Below are 20,266 nucleotides of genomic sequence, written 5' to 3'. Positions count from 1 at the left end.
GATATTTATAAAAGATTACATGAATAAAAAATGGACTGAGAAATTAAATTCTCAATCCATTTTTAGTTCAAACTTATTTAGTTTTTTCGTCTTTTTCAGACTCTGCTTCTGGTTCTTCCACTTTTTCTGGACGAGGAGCTTGTTTAATCATCGTTAAATCTTTCCAGTTAATCACTGTTTTATCGTGGTAACTGTCAAGAATATCAGGATCATCCGTTTTAAAAGATACTAAGAAGGCATTTTTGTAAGCTTTTTCAATGGTTCCCGTGAAGTCATCTTTTTTAATCTTAAAACCAACTACATCACCGATATCAAAGGGTGATTTCTCAGTTTCGGTTAATTCATCATTTTTCTTTGGCAAGATTGTCGCCTCCTTGTTTAATACTCGGACAAAATATTTCAAACTACTATACTTGTTAATTATAACCTATTTTGTAGTACAATTTAAGTATATCGAAAGATGCGGGTGTTTAATTTGGCAAAAAAAAGACGGCGCAAACGTAGGCGTCCTAGTAAAACTAAACAACGTGGAGTGTCTGGCTACAGTCTTATCGTGTTGATTGTACTAGCCACGTTTTTAGGGGTGGGCATCATGAAGTTTGTCCAATCGCCAACTTTTGTTTCCTACAATCAGACCAACATCAGCCAACGGGATAAGAAATTTGTTAATCAGATTTTACCAGAAGCCGTTGTGGTGCAGAAAAAGTATAATATTTTAGCCAGCATTACTCTAGCCCAGGCCATTTTGGAATCAAATTGGGGGCAAAGTGAACTTTCGGCTAAATACCATAATTTATTTGGCGTCAAAGCCGCTGAAAATCAGCCAGGCGTAAATTTAACGACAACCGAATACCAAAATGGTAAAGCCGAAACCGTCACCGGGCGTTTTCGGGTGTACGATAGTTGGAAAGAATCAATTGATGATCACGCCAAGTTATTAGCCCACGGCACGGATTGGAACGCGCTGCAATACAAAGAAGTGGTTCAAGCTGATAACTATCAAGATTCCGCCAAGGGACTAAGTAGCGATGGTTATGCAACGGATCCCGCCTATGCGCAAAAAATAATTCAAATTATTGAGAAGTACCACCTAAATCAATATGATCGAAACTAAGAATAAGGGGAGCTTTGCTATGAATACAGCATTATTAAATCCAGGAGCAACTTTGGGAGTGATTGGGGATAATCTCAATGGTTGTCAAATTGTGAAAGAAGCCAAAAATTTAGGGCTTAATGTCGGAGTTTTAACAAGTCTTTCCGAAAGTAGAATTAAACAGTATGCGGACTTTGTGTTAGTTGGCAATTTTAAAAATCACGATATCTTAGAAGAGTTTGCCAAACGGTGTGACGTGGTGACTTATGCGACTGATCAAGTCGATGTCGCTGCGATTCAATACATGGAACAATTTACCAAAATTCCCCAAGGTACCGGTTTACTAGAAATCGTGCAAGATCGTGCGTTAGAGCATGCGTTCTTTGACCAACTCAACGTTAATAGTGCTCCTTACATGACTGTCGTTGGCATTGATGATTTGTATCAAGCCAGTGAATCAATTGGATATCCCGCGGTTTTGAAACCCATTTTAAAAACTTTGGGGAATTATCAAGAACTAAAGATTGGGACGAAGAATGAAATCGATTTAACGAAACCGATGCTTGGCAACGGAACCTTTATTTTAGAATCAGACATTGATTATTTACACCAGTTTGCCGTTTTAGCGACGCGTGATCAAGCCGGGAAACTGGTACAATTTCCGGCCATTGAGTATCATGATGCAGAAAATGAAACTGTGGTGGTAGTTAACGACCACTTCACAGGCATCAAAGATGCAATTGAAGAGATGCAACGGATTACGGCTGAAATCGCGAAAAACATTGATTACGTCGGCACGTTTGAAATTAACTTTGGGTTTGATAAAAACGAAACCTTATACGTGTGTGGGATTCATCCCACCACGACTTCCCTTGGGTTTATTTTTAACCTAGGAATGAACGTTAACCAATATCGGCAACATTTACGTGCCTTGAGTAATTTACCAATCCCAGAAGTTAAAAAGTATACGGATGTGATTTTACGCTCCTTTATTCCCGAACAATTGCCAACCATTTTGGCCGCCCGTGCTAGTGAACCAACTTGGCAACTTAACTTTGAATATCAGTGCGTTTTAGTGCCAACGGACTCCGTAATTGAGACGGAAGCCAGCTTTAAGCAGTACAACTTATAAATATCGATAAAAATGATAGAGTCGGCATTTATGCTGCCTCTATTTTTGCTATAATTAAACTAAGAGAAATTATGGAGGACGAAGATAAATGGCAATTGCAGACCTGTTAACGAGTATGAATGATAAGCAAAAAGAGGCCGTTGAACAAACTGAAGGTCCGCTATTAGTGATGGCTGGTGCCGGCAGTGGTAAGACACGAGTGCTTACTCATCGAATTGCCTATTTAATTGAAGACAAACACGTGATGCCTTGGAACATATTGGCGATTACTTTTACCAATAAAGCGGCACGCGAAATGAAAGAACGGGTCAACAAACTTTTGGAAGTTGGTGGCGACGACGTGTGGGTTTCCACGTTCCATGCGTTAGGGGTCCGAATCCTACGCCGGAACATTGAAAAGCTAGGCTACAATCAAGCTTTCAACATTGCGGGAACCAGTGAACAAAAAACGTTAATCAAACGAATTTTGAGTGATCAAAACTTGGATCCGAAAAAGAACGATCCCCGGGCGATTTTAAGCGCTATTTCAAATGCCAAAAATGACATGCAAACGCCTGAAGAATACGCCAAAAAGCATAATGATGCGAACCCCTTTCATCAAGTAGTGGCGGGTGTTTATGCCGAATACCAAAAACGCCTAAAGCAAAATGATTCCGTTGATTTTGACGATTTAATCATGTTAACGATTGAATTATTTGAAACTTTTCCGGATGTTTTAAGTTACTACCAAAATAAATTCCACTACATTCACGTTGATGAATACCAAGATACCAACGAAGCGCAGTATCGCCTCGTACAATTATTAGCCGACAAATACCAAAATATTTGCGTGGTAGGGGATGCCGATCAAAGTATCTATGGTTGGCGTGGGGCCAACATGAGTAACATTTTAAACTTTGAAAAAGATTATCCTACCGCCCACACGGTAATGTTGGAACAAAACTATCGGTCGACTAAGACCATTTTGGATGCCGCGAACGGGGTGATTCAAAATAACAACGAACGAAAAGATAAAAACCTCTGGACCGAAAATGCTGATGGGGAAAAGATTACTTACTATCGGGCCCAAAGTGAACGTGATGAAGCCCAGTATGTAGTTGCTAAAATTAAGGAAGAAATGAAAAATCATCATTATTCCTATGATGATTTTGCGGTACTCTACCGAACGAACGCCCAATCACGGGTGATTGAAGAAACTTTCATGAAATCCAACATTCCCTATAACATCGTGGGAGGACACAAGTTCTACGAACGTAAGGAAATTATGGATATCCTGTCATATCTAGGGTTAGTAGCCAATCCGAACGATTCCCTCAGTTTTGAACGGGTAATTAACGTACCCAAACGGGGAATTGGAAATGCTAGTTTTGAAAAGCTACGGATGTTTGCTGGTGACGCCGGGATGAACCTTTCGGAAGCTGCCGAAAACGTAATGATGGCCAATGGCATTCCAACCCGAGCCCGCAATGCGATTGGTGATTTTGGAAATACGATGCATGTGATTAGACAAAATGCGCAAACCAAAACGGTAACCGAAATTACCGAAGCTATTTTAGAAAAAACGGGCTACTTAGCAGAACTTAAGCAAACTAAGTCATTAGAAAATCAAGCACGGATTGAAAATATCGAAGAATTTATTTCCGTAACGGAAAACTTTGATGATAAATATGAACCCGCTGATAGTGAAACTGGCAATCGCTTAGTTGATTTCTTAGCGGACTTAGCGTTAGTTTCTGCCCAAGACGATGTCGATGAAAACGCCAAACAAGTGACGTTAATGACCCTACATGCCGCCAAAGGGTTGGAATTTCCCGTCGTATTTATGCCAGGGATGGAAGAAAAACTCTTCCCCCTTGCTCGTGCAGCGGAAAAACCGGATGAACTGGAAGAAGAACGCCGATTAGCCTACGTCGGAATTACCCGAGCCCAAAAGAAACTCTACATGACGAACGCGTTTTCACGGATGTTATACGGACGGATGCAAAATAATCCGGCTTCTCGTTTTATGGAAGAAATCAAACCCGAATTAATCGCCAACGATGCGGCCATGATGAGTAATCAAGGACCTAAAACGCCGTTTGATAATAGTCGTTATAATCGCCGAACTGAACGAGCTTTCAGTACGCCTTACCAACGCCCTGCTCAACGCGTGGAAAAACCCCAAGGCACTGGTGCCGACAAAAAGAGTTGGAATGTTGGCGATAAAGTGACCCACAAAGCGTGGGGAATTGGGACCGTTGTTAAAATTAACGGAACCGGAGAAGATATGGAACTCGATATTGCCTTTCCAGAAAAGGGAATTAAACGACTTCTAGCTGCATTTGCCCCAATTACCAAAGTCGAAGAATAAAAGGTGGTGAACTTCGTGGAAAAGATTCCATTAGAACAAATAACCGAAGCCCAAGCCCGACAAGAAGCAGAAACGCTGCGGCCCCAACTAATTCAGTGGGGGAAAGAATATTATGAACAGGATTCACCCTCCGTTCCCGATGCCGAATACGATTTAGTTTATGATCGCTTAACCAAGCTTGAAGCAAAGTATCCTGGAATTGTGACGGCTGATTCACCCACCCAACAAGTTGGGGGAAACGTCGCTACCGAATTGAATAAAGTGGAACATCCGATTCCGATGCTTTCGTTAGGCGATGTCTTTTCTAACGAAGAGCTGGCTGAATTTGTAAATCGGTTACAAACGGAATATCCCGCAGATCAAGAATTTAACTGTGAATTAAAAATTGATGGGCTTTCGATCTCCTTACGTTATGAAGCAGGGAAATTAGTCCAAGCCTCTACCAGAGGAAACGGACGAATCGGGGAAGATATCACCAAGAATGCACTAAAAATTCCTTCCATTCCGCAAACTTTGAGTCGTCCAATTGACATTGAAGTCCGTGGTGAATGCTACATGGGCAAAGCAGAATTTTTGAAGTTGAATGAACGTCGCCAAAATGACGGGAAGACCACGTTTGCTAATCCACGGAATGCCGCGGCAGGAAGCTTGCGTCAGTTAGATCCACAAGTTACGGCTGATCGGCATTTAAGTACCTTTATGTACAACGTGGCGGATTATGATGATTTACAAGCTACCACGCAAAGTGGCATGCTCAAAGAACTCAAGGAACTGGGCTTTACCGTTAACGAAAACTTTGCGGTAGCACATAGCCAAGCAGAAATTGATCAATACATTGCAAAGTATCAAGCGCAACGGAATGATTTATCCTATGGGATTGACGGAATTGTGATTAAAACCAATTCCCTTCCCTTACAAATGGAAATTGGACACACCGTTAAAGTTCCCAAATGGGCGATTGCGTATAAATTTCCGCCTGAAGAAGCGCAAGTTAAAATTTTGGACATTGAGTGGACGGTTGGTCGAACCGGAGTAGTAACGCCCACGGCTATCATGGACAAAGCCCAATTAGCGGGAACCACCGTTTCACGGGCTTCCTTACACAATGCGGATTACATTGAGAAAAAAGATATTCGCATTGGTGATACGGTCGTGCTCTACAAGGCCGGGGATATCATTCCCGAAGTCGAACGGTTTATTCCAGATTTACGACCGGCAGATGCTAATCCGTATCAAATTCCAAGTACTTGTCCTTCATGTGGAGCACAACTCGTGCACTTAGATGACGAAGTGGCTCTTCGGTGTATCAATCCGAAGTGTCCAGCTCAGTTATCCGAACAAGTGACGCATTTTGCTTCCCGTAATGCGATGAATATTGAAGGCTTAGGGCCTAAAATTGTGGCACAACTCTTTGATCGTCATTTAATTGATGACGTGGCTAGTCTCTATCAATTAAACAAAGCTGAATTAATTGAGCTCGACAAATTTGGCGAAAAGTCAGCTGATAATTTATTAACGGCCTTAGATAACAGTCGGAATAATTCATTAGAACGTTTGCTCTTTGGATTAGGGATTCGGCATGTCGGTGGAAAAGCTGCGCAAGTGATTGCCCAACACTTTGGTAATATGCAAAAGCTAATGCAAGCTACCAGTGAGGAGATTGCGGCGATTGATTCCATTGGGGAAATCATTGCAGATAGCGTAGCGACGTATTTTGCTGATTCCAACAGTCAAGCCTTAATTCAAGAGTTAATGGCAGTCGGGGTCAATATGGAATTTAAGTCCACCAATCCCGTCGTCCAAGGCGAAACCTTTTTCACCGGAAAAAGAGTAGTATTAACAGGTAAGTTGATTGAGATGACGCGGGGCGCAGCGGCTAAATGGCTAGAAGCGCACGGTGCCGAAGTGACCGGTAGTGTTTCGAAAAAAACTGATTTAGTCATTGCTGGTGAAGCTGCCGGCAGTAAATTAACCAAAGCCGAAAAATTAGCAATTCCCGTGTGGGATGAGCAAAAATTCAAGGCTAAAATGGAAAAAGAGCACGCTTAATGATGAAAGGTGAAGGAATGAAACGATTAGGAGTAGCACTACTAGTTGCCGCAAGTTCAATTGTGTTAGTGGCTTGTGGAAATAGCAAGGAAGTTGGAACTAATAGTGGTTCTAGCAAAACCGAATTGACGGGAAATAACTCCGGTAGTAGTTATCAAAGTTTAATTAAAGACGGTCATTATCAAGTTAGTAAGTCTTCTGGGGTTGATCAAAGTCAAACCAGTAATACCTTTAATTTACAAGGGTTTCAACATGGCTTGCTAAATATTTCTAAGAAGCAATTTGCTCCTGACAAGTACGTTTTTCAAGAAGGTCAGTACATTTCCACGGCCACAACTTATAATTGGTTAGGTCGAAAATCAAAGGATAATCCAGAAGGCTTAAACCCCGAACAGCCTAATAAAAAGGTTGTTCCCGAATATCTTCAACAAATTGATGAACAAGACTATCTCCAACCCGAAGGTGGAAAAATGAAACTTAAGGGGATGACAATTGGAATTGGCTTGAATTCAGTTTATTATTACACTAAGGAAAAGTATGGGGCGCAATATTCCAAAAACTTAGATGACGCTGAAATTGAGAAAAATGGGAAAGAAATTGCCAATCAAGTCTTAGCGCGGATGCGGGAAAACAAAGACACCAAGAACATTCCGATTGTGATTGCTTTATACAAAGCAGCGCCTGAAGATAGTTTAGTCGGGGGAAACTTTATTGCTTACTCCGTGAACAAAGATGGTGCTAAATCAGTCAGTTCTTGGAACAAAGTTGATGAAAAGAACTATGTCTTACCTACGACTAACGGTGAAAAACTTCCTAATGACAACGATGGCGCGGCCTTTAATGAATTTAAAAATAAAGCCCAAAGTTATTTCCCTAACTTGAGTGGAGTGACTGCTCAAGCTCATTACGTAAATGGTTCATTATCCGGAATGACCATCAACGTTACTACCCAATTCTATAGTTACACCGAAATTAATAGTTTTACGCAATATCTTCAAACGGCGGCTCAAAAATACTTGCCAACTGGGGCTCCCATTGAAATTCAAGTGGGATCAACCAACGGCATGCAAAGTTACTTGTACCGTGGTTCGAACGATAAGAAGTTTAGTTCCCACGTCTTTACAAACTATTAAGGCAGATTTAGGAGGTCATTATGACAGAAAAAGTAAATGAAGCAACGACGCAACACATTGCTGGGTTAGCTAAATTAAAGTTAACTGAAGAACAATTACCTAAGTTCACCGAACAATTAAACGATATGTTGAATATGTTAGATGAACTCGGAACGGTTGATACCGAAGGAATTGAACCAACTTATTCCGTTACTGATCGAATTAACGTTTTGCGTGAGGATGTTGCTGATAATTGGGGTCAACGAGATGCATTATTAGCCAATGCTCCGGAAACTGCGGATGGCTTAATTCGCGTTCCAACCATTATTGACGAAAGTGAGGACAAATAATGAACTACTTTGATACCGATTTAGAATCACTTCACAACCAATTAGTTAGTGGAGAACTTACTTCTGAAGAGTTGACTAAGCAAACGATTGAAAAAATCAAAGCACAAAATGAATCAGTCCAAGCTTACTTAACGATTAATGACCAAGCGATTGCAGAAGCGAAGGCCATTGATGAGGCTGGAATTGACCCAGATAGCATTTTTTCTGGAATTCCAGTGGCTTTAAAGGATAACTTAGTCACTAAAGAAATGCGGACGACTGCTGCTTCAAAAATGTTGGAAAACTTTACTTCAATTTTTGATGCAACGGTGGTAGAAAAACTAAAAGCTGCTGGGGCCGTTTTTGTTGGAAAAACTAACATGGATGAATTTGCCATGGGAAGTTCAACCGAAAACTCAGCCTTTGCTACTACTAGAAACCCTTGGAACTTAGAGACGGTTCCTGGTGGTTCATCAGGTGGATCAGCTGCCACAGTTTCAGCCGGACAAGTACTTGCTAGTTTAGGTTCAGATACTGGTGGTTCAATTCGGCAACCAGCTGCCTTTACTGGAGTTGTCGGCATGAAACCAACTTATGGTCGTGTTTCACGATGGGGCTTAATCGCCTTTGGTTCAAGTTTTGACCAAATCGGACCCTTTACCCGTAACGTAAAAGATAACGCTCATTTATTAAACGTGATTGCCGGCCACGACGACCACGATGCCACATCATCACTTAAAGAAGTTCCCGATTTTACTGAAGGAATTGATAAGGGTGTTAAGGGCTTGAAGATTGCCTTACCAAAAGAATTCTTAGGTGACGGAGTTAAACCAGAAATCAAGGAAGCCATTCAAAAGGCGGCTGAAACTTACAAATCATTAGGGGCCACGGTTGAAGAAGTTTCACTACCAAACACAAAATATGGTGTAATGGCTTACTACGTGCTTGCTTCTTCAGAAGCTTCATCAAACTTAGAACGGTTTGATGGAATTCGGTATGGTTTCCGAGCACCGGATGTAACCAACTTGGAAGATGTATACGTGAAGAGTCGTTCTGAAGGTTTTGGTGACGAAGTTAAGCGTCGGATTATGATTGGAACTTTCTCATTATCAGCTGGTTCATTTGATAAATACTTCAAACAAGCTGCGAAAGTCAGAACTAAGATTATCAATGATTTCCAAAATGTCTTTAAAGATTATGATTTAATCATGACGCCGACTGCTACCAGTACGGCCTTTAAGATTGGGGAAGAATCATCTGACCCAATGGAAATGTACATTAACGATGCGTTAACGATTCCCGTTAACTTAGCCGGTCTTCCCGGAATGTCACTTCCAGCTGGATTCAGTAATGGTTTACCAATTGGATTACAACTAATTGGTCGTCCGTTTGACGAAAAAACCATTTACCGCGCTGGATATGCCTTTGAACAAAACACTGACTTCCACAAACAAGCACCTGCACTATAGGAGGAAATAATTATGAATTTTGAAACGACTATCGGTCTAGAAGTTCACGTTGAATTAAAAACTAATTCAAAGATTTTTAGTCCTTCTCCCGTTAAATATGGTGTCGAACCTAATGCCAACACCAACGTTATTGACTGGGGTTATCCTGGTACTTTGCCAACGGTTAACAAACAAGTGATTGCCAACGGAATTACAGCTGCCTTAGCTTTACACGCTGAAATTGAAAGACATCCACACTTTGACCGGAAAAACTACTTCTATCCTGATAATCCTAAGGGTTACCAAGTGACAGAAAATGATATTCCAGCTGCCCGTAATGGTTGGATTGAAGTTAAATCAGCCAACGGAACCAAAAAAGTTGGAATTGAAGAAATGCACGTGGAAGAAGATGCCGGAAAGAATACCCACGGAAAAAACTATTCTTACGTTGATTTAAACCGTCAAGGAACCGCTTTGATTGAAATTGTTTCTAAACCAGAAATGTCAAGTCCCCAAGAAGCTTATGACTATCTTGAAGGCCTTCGTCAACGAATTCAATTTACCGGAATTTCGGATGTTAAAATGGAAGAAGGTTCGATGCGGGTCGATTGTAATATTTCCCTTCGTCCCGTTGGTAGCGACCAGTTAGGGCAAAAAATCGAACTTAAGAACTTGAACTCCTTTAACTATGTTCGGAAAGCCTTAGCCTACGAAGAAATTCGGCAAGCTCAAGTCTTAATGGCGGGTGGGACAATTGGAGCCGAAACTCGTCGTTATGATGAATTGAACGGAAAGACTTACTTAATGCGGGTTAAGGAAGGTAAAGATGATTATCGTTACTTCCCAGAACCAGATCTTCCTAGTCTTGATATTTCAGAAGAATGGATTGATGAACTTAGAGCAGCACTTCCCGAAATGCCTGAAAGTCGGCGGAAACGTTACGTGGAAGACATGGGACTTACGGAATACGATGCAATGGTGCTTACTCAAACCAAAGAAATGTCAGACTTCTTTGACAAGTTAATTGAACTTGGTAGTGATCCTAAGATGGCTTCAAATTACCTTCAAGGTGACGTAAATGCTTACTTAAATGACAAACAAGTTGATTTAGCTGATACAAAGATTACCCCGGAAGCTTTGGCAAGCATGATTAAGATGATTATGGATCAAACCATTTCAACTAAGATGGCTAAAAAGGTCTTCAAAGCTATTACTGATGGAAAAGATCCAAAACAATTTGTGGAAGAAAAAGGCTTAGTCCAATTATCTGATCCTGCTAAACTTCAACCAATTATTGATGAAGTTTTGGAAAATAACCCCCAATCAATTGAAGATTTTCATAATGGGAAAGACCGAGCTGTTGGTTTCTTAGTTGGTCAAATTATGAAGAAAACCCAAGGAAAAGCCAACCCATCAGTGGTTAACAAAATTTTGATGGAATCATTAAATAAGTAGAGAAAGTGGTGTAACGATGGTAAAGCGAGCACGTATAATTTATAATCCAAGTTCGGGGAGGGAGACCCTTAAACCGAAATTGGTTGATATTTTAAATGTCCTAGAAAATGGAGGTTACGAAACTAGTACTTTTGCCACAACCCCGAAACCACATTCTGCTAGAGACGAAGCGGCTCGTGTTGCTAACGAAGGCTTTGATTTAATCGTTGCAGCTGGGGGAGACGGAACCATTAATGATGTCATTAATGGAATTGCTCCGTTAGCTAAACGACCTAAATTAGGGATTATTCCTGCTGGAACTACAAATGATTTTGCTCGCGCTTTAGGAATTCCACGCGATGATTTTGTGGAAGCTGCCAAGGTAATGCTTGATGGTGATTTGATGCCGATGGATGTCGGGAAAGCATACAATGAACATGAAACCCGCTACTTTATCAACATTGCAGCCGGGGGACGCTTAACTGAATTAACCTATGGCGTGCCGTCTGACTTGAAAACCATTTTTGGCTACATGGCCTACATGTTAAAAGCTGTAGAAATGTTGCCAAGTAGTCATCCAGTGGAAATTGAAGCACAATATGATGGTGGCGAATACAAAGGAAAAGCCTTGATGTTTTTCCTTGCCATGACTAATTCAGTAGGAGGTTTGGAACAACTTGTTCCAGATGCCTCTTTGAACGACGGTAATTTTACGATGATTATTGTAAAAACGGGAAATATGTTTGAAGTCTTACAGTTGATTACGAAAGCTTTAAACGGGGGACGTCATATTGACGATTCTCGGATCGTTTACAAAAAGACCAAACATTTCTCAATTGTTCCGAAAACCAAACGTAAAATGCCAATTAATTTAGATGGTGAATTTGGGGGGAATGCCCCCATGCAGTTTACTAATTTAAAACAACATATCCAAATTTTTGCCAATCTAAAAAATAAACAACTAACTGACCAGTAATAAACTTAAAAAGTTTTGTCGGAGAAAAACGGCAAAACTTTTTATTAGGGAGAAAAAATGAGTAAAAAAATTAATGCACCAGTAACCAAAAACGAAGAATTAACGGTTTCCGTTACTGATTTAACTTACGAAGGAATGGGTGTCGCTAAAGTTGGGGAACATTTCCCTATTTTTATCGAAGATGCCCTTCCTGGTGAAGAAGTTAAAATCAAGATTTTGAAAGTTAAACGTAACTTTGCGTTTGCCAAGCTCGAAAAAATCTTGAAGAAGAGCCCAGATCGAGTTGATGCCGTTGATAAACGTTACACTCAAGCTGGAATTGCGCCATTACAACATTTAAGCTACGAAAAACAATTGGAATTTAAACAACACCAAGTGGCCGAAATGTTTAAAAAAGATCACATTGACGTGGAAGTTAATCCGACCATTGGGATGGAAAAACCTATGCAATACCGGAATAAAGCTCAAATCCCAGTGCGGATGATTAATAACCAATTAGAAACTGGTTTCTATCGTCGTCACAGTCACGACTTAATTCCAATTGAAGATTTCTATATCCAAAATCCAGAAATTGATAAAGCCATCGTTGTTGTACGGGATGTGCTACGGAAGTACAACATTGCGGCTTACAACGAAGTGACGCATGAAGGTTTAATTCGGAACATCATGGTCCGTTACGGTTTTTACAGTCATGAAATGATGATTGTAATTGTTGTCAACGGTCGTGATTTACCACATGCGCAAGAAATTACCCATGATATTATGGAAAAATTACCAAACTTAGATAGTTTGATGATGAACGTTAATACGGGTAAAGGTAACAAATTGATGGGTGACAAGAACTTCATGTTGGAAGGTAAAAACTACATCATGGACCAACTAATGGGAACAAAATTTATGATTTCACCATTGTCATTCTATCAAGTGAACCCCTTCCAAACCGAAAAGCTCTACAAATTAGCAATTGAAAAGGCTAAATTAACCAAAGACGATGTCGTAATTGATGCTTACTGTGGAATCGGAACCATTTCCTTAGCAATGGCACCAAACGTTAAACACGTTTACGGAGTGGATGTCGTTAAAGAAGCCATTGAAGATGCGCGGACCAACGCCAAGTTGAACCACATTGATAACGCGACTTTTGTGGTTGGTAAAGCCGAAAAGCAAATGAAACAATGGGCCGAAGATGGTATCAAACCGGATGTAATCGTCGTTGATCCTCCTCGTAAGGGAATGGATGAAAGTTTCATCGAAACAGTTTTAAAGATGAAGCCAGAACGATTAGTGTACGTTTCATGTAACCCAGCTACGTTAGTTCGTGACGCTAAGTTACTTGAAGAAGGTGGCTACAAGATTAACCAACCGGTTCAACCAGTTGATCAATTCCCACAAACACCGCACGTTGAGAGCATTACAGTATTTTCTCGGAGCTAAGGCGACGAAGGAAAATGCTAGTAATCCTCCATGCGATAGCTACCCAAGAGTGAAAAGCTTGCTTTGAATGATTGGATAGTAGCGAACCGTTGAGAGCATTACAGTATTTTCTCGGGATTAAAATTGAATAATTAGTATAGCAAAAGCGACCAATTCTTGATGAATTTGGTCGCTTTTCTTGGTTATTTAAAAACATAATTTAAATAATATTTTTAAATAAAAATTAAAAAAGTGTTATATCACATTGAATTAAATAATAAAAAGCTTATAATATTGATATAGATAATTTTTTAGAAAATTCATTATTTTTCTTTTATATTATCTATCTTTTAAATTAAATATGGGAACATTCACAACCCACGGGGTTCGTTTGATTGTTCTGATGATGAGCTAGGTAAACAACCCACGGGGTTCGGTTATCTAGCTCTATTTATTGTATTTTTTTAAATCCCATATTAAGAATAGTCTTCTTAAAGAACTCAATTCATTTCCTGATTTTTTTTCATGTTTGTTAAATAATTCTTTGAATCTTTTTAATGCCGTTGTTTTTACATAATTATTGAAATCATTGTAATCTATGTTGTTTACGTTAAAAGCTATTTCATCAATTTTTTTTGTATTATTTACATTTTTTTGATTTAATATATCTTTTAAATTATTGAATTTTACGTGATTAGATTTATTTATATTGTTAATTTGATATTCAATATCTAAAAAATTGTTTGTATTAATTTTCTTTTCAATTTTATTTAATTCATAATTTTCAAGGTTACTACTGTGCAAACTTGGATAATAAAAATTAAATGGATATCTTGCTCTTGCGTCTTTTAAGAAGAAACTCCATGCTACCTGAGGCATTATTTCATGTGTTTCTTTTATATAATCTTCTAAGTACGTTATCTGTGTTGGTGTTACAAAAATATTTTTTTGATTTCCAATAGCAACTACCATTTTATTTTCATCCTCTTTACTTATATCTTTTGGGGAAACAAGTGTAGTTTTTAAAGCACCATTTGCACCTGCTGATATAATTAAATTTCTAATGTATTTTTCGAATTTTTTTATATCTTTTGGGTTAAGTCCCTCATCAATTTTTGAAAAAGATTTGAATATATTTGTATAATTTGAAGCTTCTAATAGCGTATAATTAATGTTTAGTTCATCCAAATTAACAATTTTTTCAGTTATATCGGGTGCATCTTTTTTGTAGTCTACTACTATAATTCTACTTGCTGATTTTCTTAAATCTTCTTTTGGTAATTGTTTAGAAAAATCTGAGAGTAATTTTCTTATATCACGATCAGTAAGTGAATATCCAAGAAATAATATGGGGGATGTAATCATTGAGGAAAGTATCTTTGCAGAAATTAAAATAGAATTTTTATCATACTCATCATAATCATTTGAATTTATAACAATTGAATTTGGTTCTTTTACTGATCCATGAATTTTATAAATTTCTGACCAATCAGTAGTTTCATTAAAAAATCCTTTTTGACCTATATATATATCAGGATTTGTTCCTGAATATTTTTTTAGTATATCTTCAATAAATGTATCATAATTCGTTGTTATTATAATTTTTGCTTTTGATAGTACGTCTATGAAATATTTAAATTCGTCTGTCTTTTCAATCCCATCTTTTAATGAATATGAGCTAAAGTCATTTGATATTTTAAATTTAAATGGTGATATATTATTATTAACTGCTATCTTTGTAGTTAAATCAGAAATTTCTATATCATGATTAAAAAATTTTTTATTGAATTCTTTCTCTAATTTATCTGCCATCTTAATATTTGCAAAGAATATTTTTTTGTTTTTGTCTTTTTCATTAGATTCTACTTGAAAGTTGTGAAATTGAGACCAAAAATCTTCTTCTGGAAATGTGATTTTCCAGTATTTTTCTAATAAATCTGTCCATGATGGAGAATTTATTAGATATCTTTTTGATATTCCTGAACCAATGAAAATTATAGGATAATGATTATTTTTAATAACCTCTTTTAGCATTTGATTCATAATGTACTTCCTTTTTATGTTTTTTATAAATATTCTTTTTATTATTTTATCAAAATTATTAATCTGTTGTTTGATAATATCTTTATTTAATGATGCAAAATATTTGATTAAACAACAATTGTATTTAAGTATTGTCAATCGTATCATCTTTTTTTACTATTTTAAATAGTTCGGTAATTAAATATGTACGTTAACTAAAATCAGCAGATTATTCTGTTGATTTTTTATTTATCTTCATTTTGGGTAACACACCAACTGACCAAAACGTTACTAGTCTATGTAAGGGTTGGCCAACTGATTACAAAATATAAATTGCTCACAAAGAGGAGAAGAACATGCAAAAAAATTGGTTAAAAACATCAGCAACATTCACATTGATTGGGGAAGAACATCTGAAAGGCCGCAAAGTAAACTGTATTAACTTGGTAGATAATGTGTCAGACGAGCAACTTACCAAGTATGGTGCCATCTTGGCCGACTTATCAGGCGAAGCATTACAAAAAATTGTTGTTAATAATTCCAGCGTAATCGCAGAATAAGAGGAGATCACATATGAAAATTTTAGAATTCGTTTTTAAATCAGAAGAACACAAAGTTCGTACAATTAAATTCAACTACGCCAAGCAAGACTTAGACGAAACGGGGGCTAAGGCTCTGATGGAACGCATCACAGCCTTAGAAATGTTTCAAAAAGATGGCGTTAAGCTTTATGCCACTCCAGTGGGTGCGCGCTACTTGGACCACCGTAATTACACCATTTTTGATGATAGCAAGAAAGTTACATAAATTTAGGTAAAGGAAAAGGACGATATCTGCGGATGTCGTCCTTTTTTGTGTAGATTGCTGTGTTAAATTTTCAGTATTACATTAGATAATCTATAATGTAATTATTGATATGGTAAGGGAGAAAGATTATGAGTGAACCTGATTACGAAAGCATGCAAGAAACGATTCATTTGTTGAAAAATGGGCAATTACAAGAAACTTTAGATAGAGCTAGTAAACAAAATGATGAAAATTTTGTAGATGTTAGTGGTGGAATTGAGTGGGATGAATTAAAAAAATCGGCATAATATTATGTCGATTTTTTTATTTGGTATAATTGCTATAATTAAGGCATAACTAAAAGATACGTAAAAAAGGAGATATTATGGCGTCTAAATCAAAAGAACTTAGTATTGAAGATAAACTTTGGCAAACCGCAGATGCTTTACGTGGAAGTATGGATGCTTCTGAATATCGTAATGTTGTTTTGGGATTAATCTTTTTAAAGTATGTATCGGATTCATTTGAAGAAAAAAGAAGTGAAATTTTAAAATCAGATTTCCCAGAAGATGCTGAAGATCCAGATATGTATTTATCAGAAAATATTTTTTGGGTACCCAAAGAGGCACGTTGGTCATTAATTAAAAATGAAGCTAAAACGCCACAAATTGGTGAAATTATTGATAAAGCAATGGAAGCCATTGAATGTGAAAATGATGCAATGAAGGGAGTACTAAGTAAAAATTATGCTTCACCTGATTTAGACAAGAGTAGATTGGGTCAAGTTGTTGATTTGATTTCACAAATTGATGTCGGAAGCAAAGATGCTCAAGGTACGGATGTTCTTGGTAGAGTTTATGAATATTTCTTACAACAATTTGCATCAAAAGAAGGAAAACATGGTGGAGAATTCTATACTCCTCGTTCGATTGTTAGAACTTTAGTTGAAATGATTGAGCCCTATAAAGGAAGAATTTATGATCCAGCTGCCGGTTCTGGTGGTATGTTTGTTCAATCTGAAGAATTTATTAAAGAACATCAAGGAATTATTTCTGATTTATCAGTTTATGGTCAAGAATATAATCCAACCACATGGAAATTAGCTAAGATGAACCTTGCCATTCGTGGAATCGATAATGATTTTGGTTCTCATCAGGCAGATACATTTACTAATGATTTACATAAAGGAATGAGATTTGACTATATCTTAGCTAATCCACCATTCAATGTTAAAAATTGGAACGGTGAAAAATTAAGAGAAGATTCTCGCTGGAAATACGGTGTTCCACCAGTTAATAACGCAAACTATGCTTGGATTGAACATATTATTAGTAAATTAGCTCCTGATGGTAAAGCTGGATTTGTTTTAGCTAATGGTGCTCTATCAACTTCTAATAAAGAAGAACTGGCAATTCGTAAAGCAATTATTGATGATGATAAGATTGATGCAATTGTTGCCATGCCAGAAAAAATGTTTTATTCAACTGGAATTCCAGTTTCACTTTGGTTCATTGATATGAATAAAGAATCATCTGATGAAAGAAAAAGAACTGGGGAAACTTTATTTATTGATGCCCGTAATATGGGGGAAATGGCTGATAGAACTCATAGAGAATTTTCAAAAGAAGATATTCAAAAGATTGCTGATACTTACCATAATTATCGAGGAACAACTGAAAATGAATATAAAGATGTAGCCGGATATTCTAAAGTTGCAACGATTGAAGATATTGCAAAAAATGATTATGTATTAACTCCTGGGCGATATGTTGGACTTGCCGAAAGAAAAGATGATGGTGAGCCATATGAAGTTAAAATGAAACGCTTAACTGGTGAATTAAAAGAGCAATTTGAAGAAAGTAATAAACTGGAAGATAAAATTAGAAATGTTTTAAAGGAGCTTGGATATGAAATATAATTTAGGTGATATTTTATATAGTGTTTCAGATAAATTTTCTTCAAACAAAGATCAAGCCATTTTTTTGAATACCAGTGATATTAAAGAAGGGGAAATATTAATTAATGATTATCAGAAAATTATAGATCTTCCGGGACAGGCAAAAAAAAGTATCAAAAATGGTGATATTTTATATTCAGAAATAAGACCAAAAAATAAAAGATATGCATTAGTTAATTTAAAAAACACAAAGGACTATGTTGTATCAACTAAATTAATGGTATTGAGAAACATAAGAAAAGATTTGGTAAGCACAAAATATATTTTTTATTTTCTAACAAGCAATAGAATTATTAATTATCTACAATCAGAAGCAGAATCTAGATCGGGAACTTTCCCTCAAATAACTTATAGTAAAAATATTTGTAACATCGAAATTGATATACCTTCAATTAAAGAACAAAATAAAATAGTAGGAATACTTGATAGTTTAAGCAATAAAATTGGATTAAATAATGAGATAAATGCTAATTTAGCTGAACAATTAAATTCAACTTTTAGTAATATATATTCTTTGAATTATAATTACAATAAAATTCAATTAGAGGACTTAATAATAAACACGATATCAGGAGATTGGGGAAAAAGTGATGAAATTAATGACTTTAACAGAAAAGTTAAAATAATAAGAGGTACAGACATAAAAAATATTGAAATGGGTTTTTATGGTAATCCTCCAACTAGATTTATAAAGGATAGTGCTATTAAGAAAAAGGTAATGGTGCCATATGATGTTTTACTTGAAATTTCAGGTGGTTCTCCTACACAGTCAACTGGAAGATCACTATTAATAACTAAAGAATTAATAAGTAAATTTAAAGGATTTAATGTGTTAGGAACAAATTTCACTAGAATATTTAGAACTAATGATAAAAATAATGCAATATTGTTTAAAAGTTATATTCAATTTTTGTACGATAATGATGTATTTTTTAATTATGAAAACGGAACTACTGGCATTAAAAACCTTGATTACAAGTCTTTGCTTAAAATGAAAATTAATGATGTAAGAGATACTAAAAAATTTAAAGATTATGTGAAAATGTATGATAATTATTATTCATTTATACAAAAGTCAGGAATAGAATCAATTAAACTAATGAAAATTAAAAATGAATTACTAAATAAGCTGCTAAATTAGCATTTAGTTTATTAGTCCTTAATAATGTATAATTTTTTCAAAAAAGGATGTTGAAAATGTCAATTATTGAGGAAATTATACAAGAAATGTTAAAAGATCTGAATAATGAACAATTATTAAAGCTAAAAAGTGTGCTGAAACAAAAATTAAACAGCGAAGATAATGGAATAATGAAAAAATCAAATATAGATTATCTTAATGAATATTTATCTGCTAAAGCAGTGGAAGGTTGTTCTACAAGTAGTCTTAAGTATTATGAGTCAACGATAAAAAAGATGTTTTTGAGCCTAAATAAGGGAATACAAAAGATAAGTACGTCTGATTTAAGAGAATACCTGACTAGTTATAAAAATGAAAATGAATCTAGTAAGGTCACAATTGACAATATTAGAAGGATATTTTCTAGTTTTTTCTCGTGGTTAGAAGATGAAGATATTATCATCAAAAGTCCAGTCCGAAGAATTCATAAAGTTAAGTCTCCTAAAAATATTAAAGAAACTTATTCTGATGAAGATTTAGAGAACTTACGTGATAGTTGTAATGAATTGAGAGATCTATCTATGATTGATTTATTAACATCTACGGGTATGCGTGTCGGTGAATTAGTTAGATTAAATTGGGCAGATATAGATTTTGAAGAACGAGAATGTGTTGTTTTAGGTAAAGGAAATAAGGAAAGACTGGTATATTTTGATGCACGGACTAAGCTACATTTAAAGAATTATTTATTAGAACGATCTGATAACAATGAAGCATTATTTGTATCTTTAAATAGTCCACATCAACGTATGACAATTGGTGGAATTGAAAATCGAATTAAAAAATTAGGTAAGAAAATTGGGATTACTAAAGCTCATCCACACAAATTTAGAAGAACTTTAGCTACAAATGCTATTGATAAAGGAATGCCAATCGAACAATTACAAAAATTATTAGGGCATGAAAGAATTGATACAACTTTGCATTATGCAATGGTAAAACAAACAAATGTTAAAATAGCGCATAAAAAATATATAGGGTAGGT

18 protein-coding genes are annotated in these 20,266 nt (G+C 36.4%); 16 read left to right on the top strand and 2 right to left on the bottom strand.

The genetic code is table 11. The annotated features are described in order from the left end of the window. Window positions 1–73 precede the first annotated feature (73 nt). Complete coding sequence (locus ACEPSS_RS00480; protein WP_395319213.1) at window positions 74–361, bottom strand: DUF2187 family protein; 288 nt, start codon at window positions 359–361, stop codon at window positions 74–76. Window positions 362–475: 114 nt separating this feature from the next. Between ACEPSS_RS00480 and ACEPSS_RS00475 the strand changes: the two genes are divergently transcribed. The 10 genes from ACEPSS_RS00475 to rlmD all read left to right on the top strand — a co-directional run bounded on the left by ACEPSS_RS00475 (window position 476) and on the right by rlmD (window position 13,357). Beyond that, window positions 476–1,114 (top strand): glycoside hydrolase family 73 protein, encoded by a 639-nt coding sequence (locus tag ACEPSS_RS00475; RefSeq protein WP_395319211.1) that lies wholly within the window; start codon window positions 476–478, stop codon window positions 1,112–1,114. A gap of 19 nt (window positions 1,115–1,133) precedes the next feature. Next, window positions 1,134–2,225: an ATP-grasp domain-containing protein gene (locus tag ACEPSS_RS00470; protein ID WP_395319209.1), complete on the top strand. Its 1,092-nt coding sequence runs from the start codon at window positions 1,134–1,136 to the stop codon at window positions 2,223–2,225. Between the two features lie 88 nt (window positions 2,226–2,313). Then, complete coding sequence (pcrA, locus tag ACEPSS_RS00465) at window positions 2,314–4,575, top strand: DNA helicase PcrA (RefSeq protein ID WP_395319207.1); 2,262 nt, start codon at window positions 2,314–2,316, stop codon at window positions 4,573–4,575. Between the two features lie 24 nt (window positions 4,576–4,599). After that, entirely contained in the window at window positions 4,600–6,624 is a 2,025-nt protein-coding gene (gene ligA / locus ACEPSS_RS00460) for an NAD-dependent DNA ligase LigA (RefSeq protein WP_395320431.1), read from the top strand. A gap of 2 nt (window positions 6,625–6,626) precedes the next feature. Further along, complete coding sequence (locus ACEPSS_RS00455) at window positions 6,627–7,757, top strand: CamS family sex pheromone protein (RefSeq protein ID WP_395320429.1); 1,131 nt, start codon at window positions 6,627–6,629, stop codon at window positions 7,755–7,757. Window positions 7,758–7,777: 20 nt separating this feature from the next. Beyond that, the gene (gene gatC / locus ACEPSS_RS00450; protein WP_395319205.1) at window positions 7,778–8,086 is read left to right on the top strand and encodes an Asp-tRNA(Asn)/Glu-tRNA(Gln) amidotransferase subunit GatC; all 309 of its coding nucleotides are present in this window, start codon (window positions 7,778–7,780) and stop codon (window positions 8,084–8,086) included. After that, window positions 8,086–9,534: an Asp-tRNA(Asn)/Glu-tRNA(Gln) amidotransferase subunit GatA gene (gene gatA, locus ACEPSS_RS00445; protein ID WP_395319203.1), complete on the top strand. Its 1,449-nt coding sequence runs from the start codon at window positions 8,086–8,088 to the stop codon at window positions 9,532–9,534. Before gatC ends, gatA begins: the two co-directional genes overlap by 1 nt. Before the next feature lie 12 nt (window positions 9,535–9,546). Continuing rightward, entirely contained in the window at window positions 9,547–10,968 is a 1,422-nt protein-coding gene (gene gatB / locus ACEPSS_RS00440) for an Asp-tRNA(Asn)/Glu-tRNA(Gln) amidotransferase subunit GatB (RefSeq protein WP_395319201.1), read from the top strand. Window positions 10,969–10,984: 16 nt separating this feature from the next. Further along, complete coding sequence (locus ACEPSS_RS00435; RefSeq protein WP_395319199.1) at window positions 10,985–11,923, top strand: diacylglycerol kinase; 939 nt, start codon at window positions 10,985–10,987, stop codon at window positions 11,921–11,923. A gap of 57 nt (window positions 11,924–11,980) precedes the next feature. Then, window positions 11,981–13,357 (top strand): 23S rRNA (uracil(1939)-C(5))-methyltransferase RlmD, encoded by a 1,377-nt coding sequence (gene rlmD / locus ACEPSS_RS00430; protein WP_395319197.1) that lies wholly within the window; start codon window positions 11,981–11,983, stop codon window positions 13,355–13,357. A 426-nt stretch (window positions 13,358–13,783) separates the two neighbouring features. On the opposite strand, the gene ACEPSS_RS00425 is transcribed toward rlmD, so the two are convergent. After that, on the bottom strand, window positions 13,784–15,379 hold the full coding sequence (locus ACEPSS_RS00425; protein ID WP_395319196.1) for an SIR2 family protein: 1,596 nt from the start codon (window positions 15,377–15,379) through the stop codon (window positions 13,784–13,786). Window positions 15,380–15,714: 335 nt separating this feature from the next. On the opposite strand from ACEPSS_RS00425, the gene ACEPSS_RS00420 reads away from it, so the two are divergent. The 6 genes from ACEPSS_RS00420 to xerA all read left to right on the top strand — a co-directional run bounded on the left by ACEPSS_RS00420 (window position 15,715) and on the right by xerA (window position 20,264). Continuing rightward, a complete protein-coding gene (locus tag ACEPSS_RS00420) occupies window positions 15,715–15,918 on the top strand; it encodes a hypothetical protein (protein ID WP_395319194.1) in 204 nt (67 codons plus the stop codon). 13 nt (window positions 15,919–15,931) lie between these two features. Next, window positions 15,932–16,165 (top strand): DUF2922 domain-containing protein, encoded by a 234-nt coding sequence (locus ACEPSS_RS00415; protein ID WP_395319192.1) that lies wholly within the window; start codon window positions 15,932–15,934, stop codon window positions 16,163–16,165. 128 nt (window positions 16,166–16,293) lie between these two features. Then, window positions 16,294–16,452 carry a hypothetical protein gene (locus ACEPSS_RS00410; protein WP_395319190.1) on the top strand — a complete coding sequence of 53 codons (159 nt, stop codon included), beginning with the start codon at window positions 16,294–16,296 and terminating at the stop codon, window positions 16,450–16,452. Window positions 16,453–16,529: 77 nt separating this feature from the next. Beyond that, entirely contained in the window at window positions 16,530–18,062 is a 1,533-nt protein-coding gene (locus ACEPSS_RS00405; RefSeq protein WP_395319188.1) for a type I restriction-modification system subunit M, read from the top strand. Continuing rightward, window positions 18,052–19,242 (top strand): restriction endonuclease subunit S, encoded by a 1,191-nt coding sequence (locus ACEPSS_RS00400; protein WP_395319186.1) that lies wholly within the window; start codon window positions 18,052–18,054, stop codon window positions 19,240–19,242. The genes ACEPSS_RS00405 and ACEPSS_RS00400 overlap by 11 nt, the downstream gene beginning before the upstream one ends. 50 nt (window positions 19,243–19,292) lie before the next feature. After that, a complete protein-coding gene (gene xerA / locus ACEPSS_RS00395; protein WP_395320427.1) occupies window positions 19,293–20,264 on the top strand; it encodes a site-specific tyrosine recombinase/integron integrase in 972 nt (323 codons plus the stop codon). Window positions 20,265–20,266: the final 2 nt, after the last annotated feature.

The organism is Fructilactobacillus frigidiflavus, from assembly GCF_044054575.1.
Taxonomy (GTDB): Bacteria; Bacillota; Bacilli; order Lactobacillales; family Lactobacillaceae; genus Fructilactobacillus; species Fructilactobacillus frigidiflavus.
This window is presented reverse-complemented; position numbering and strand designations above follow the sequence as displayed.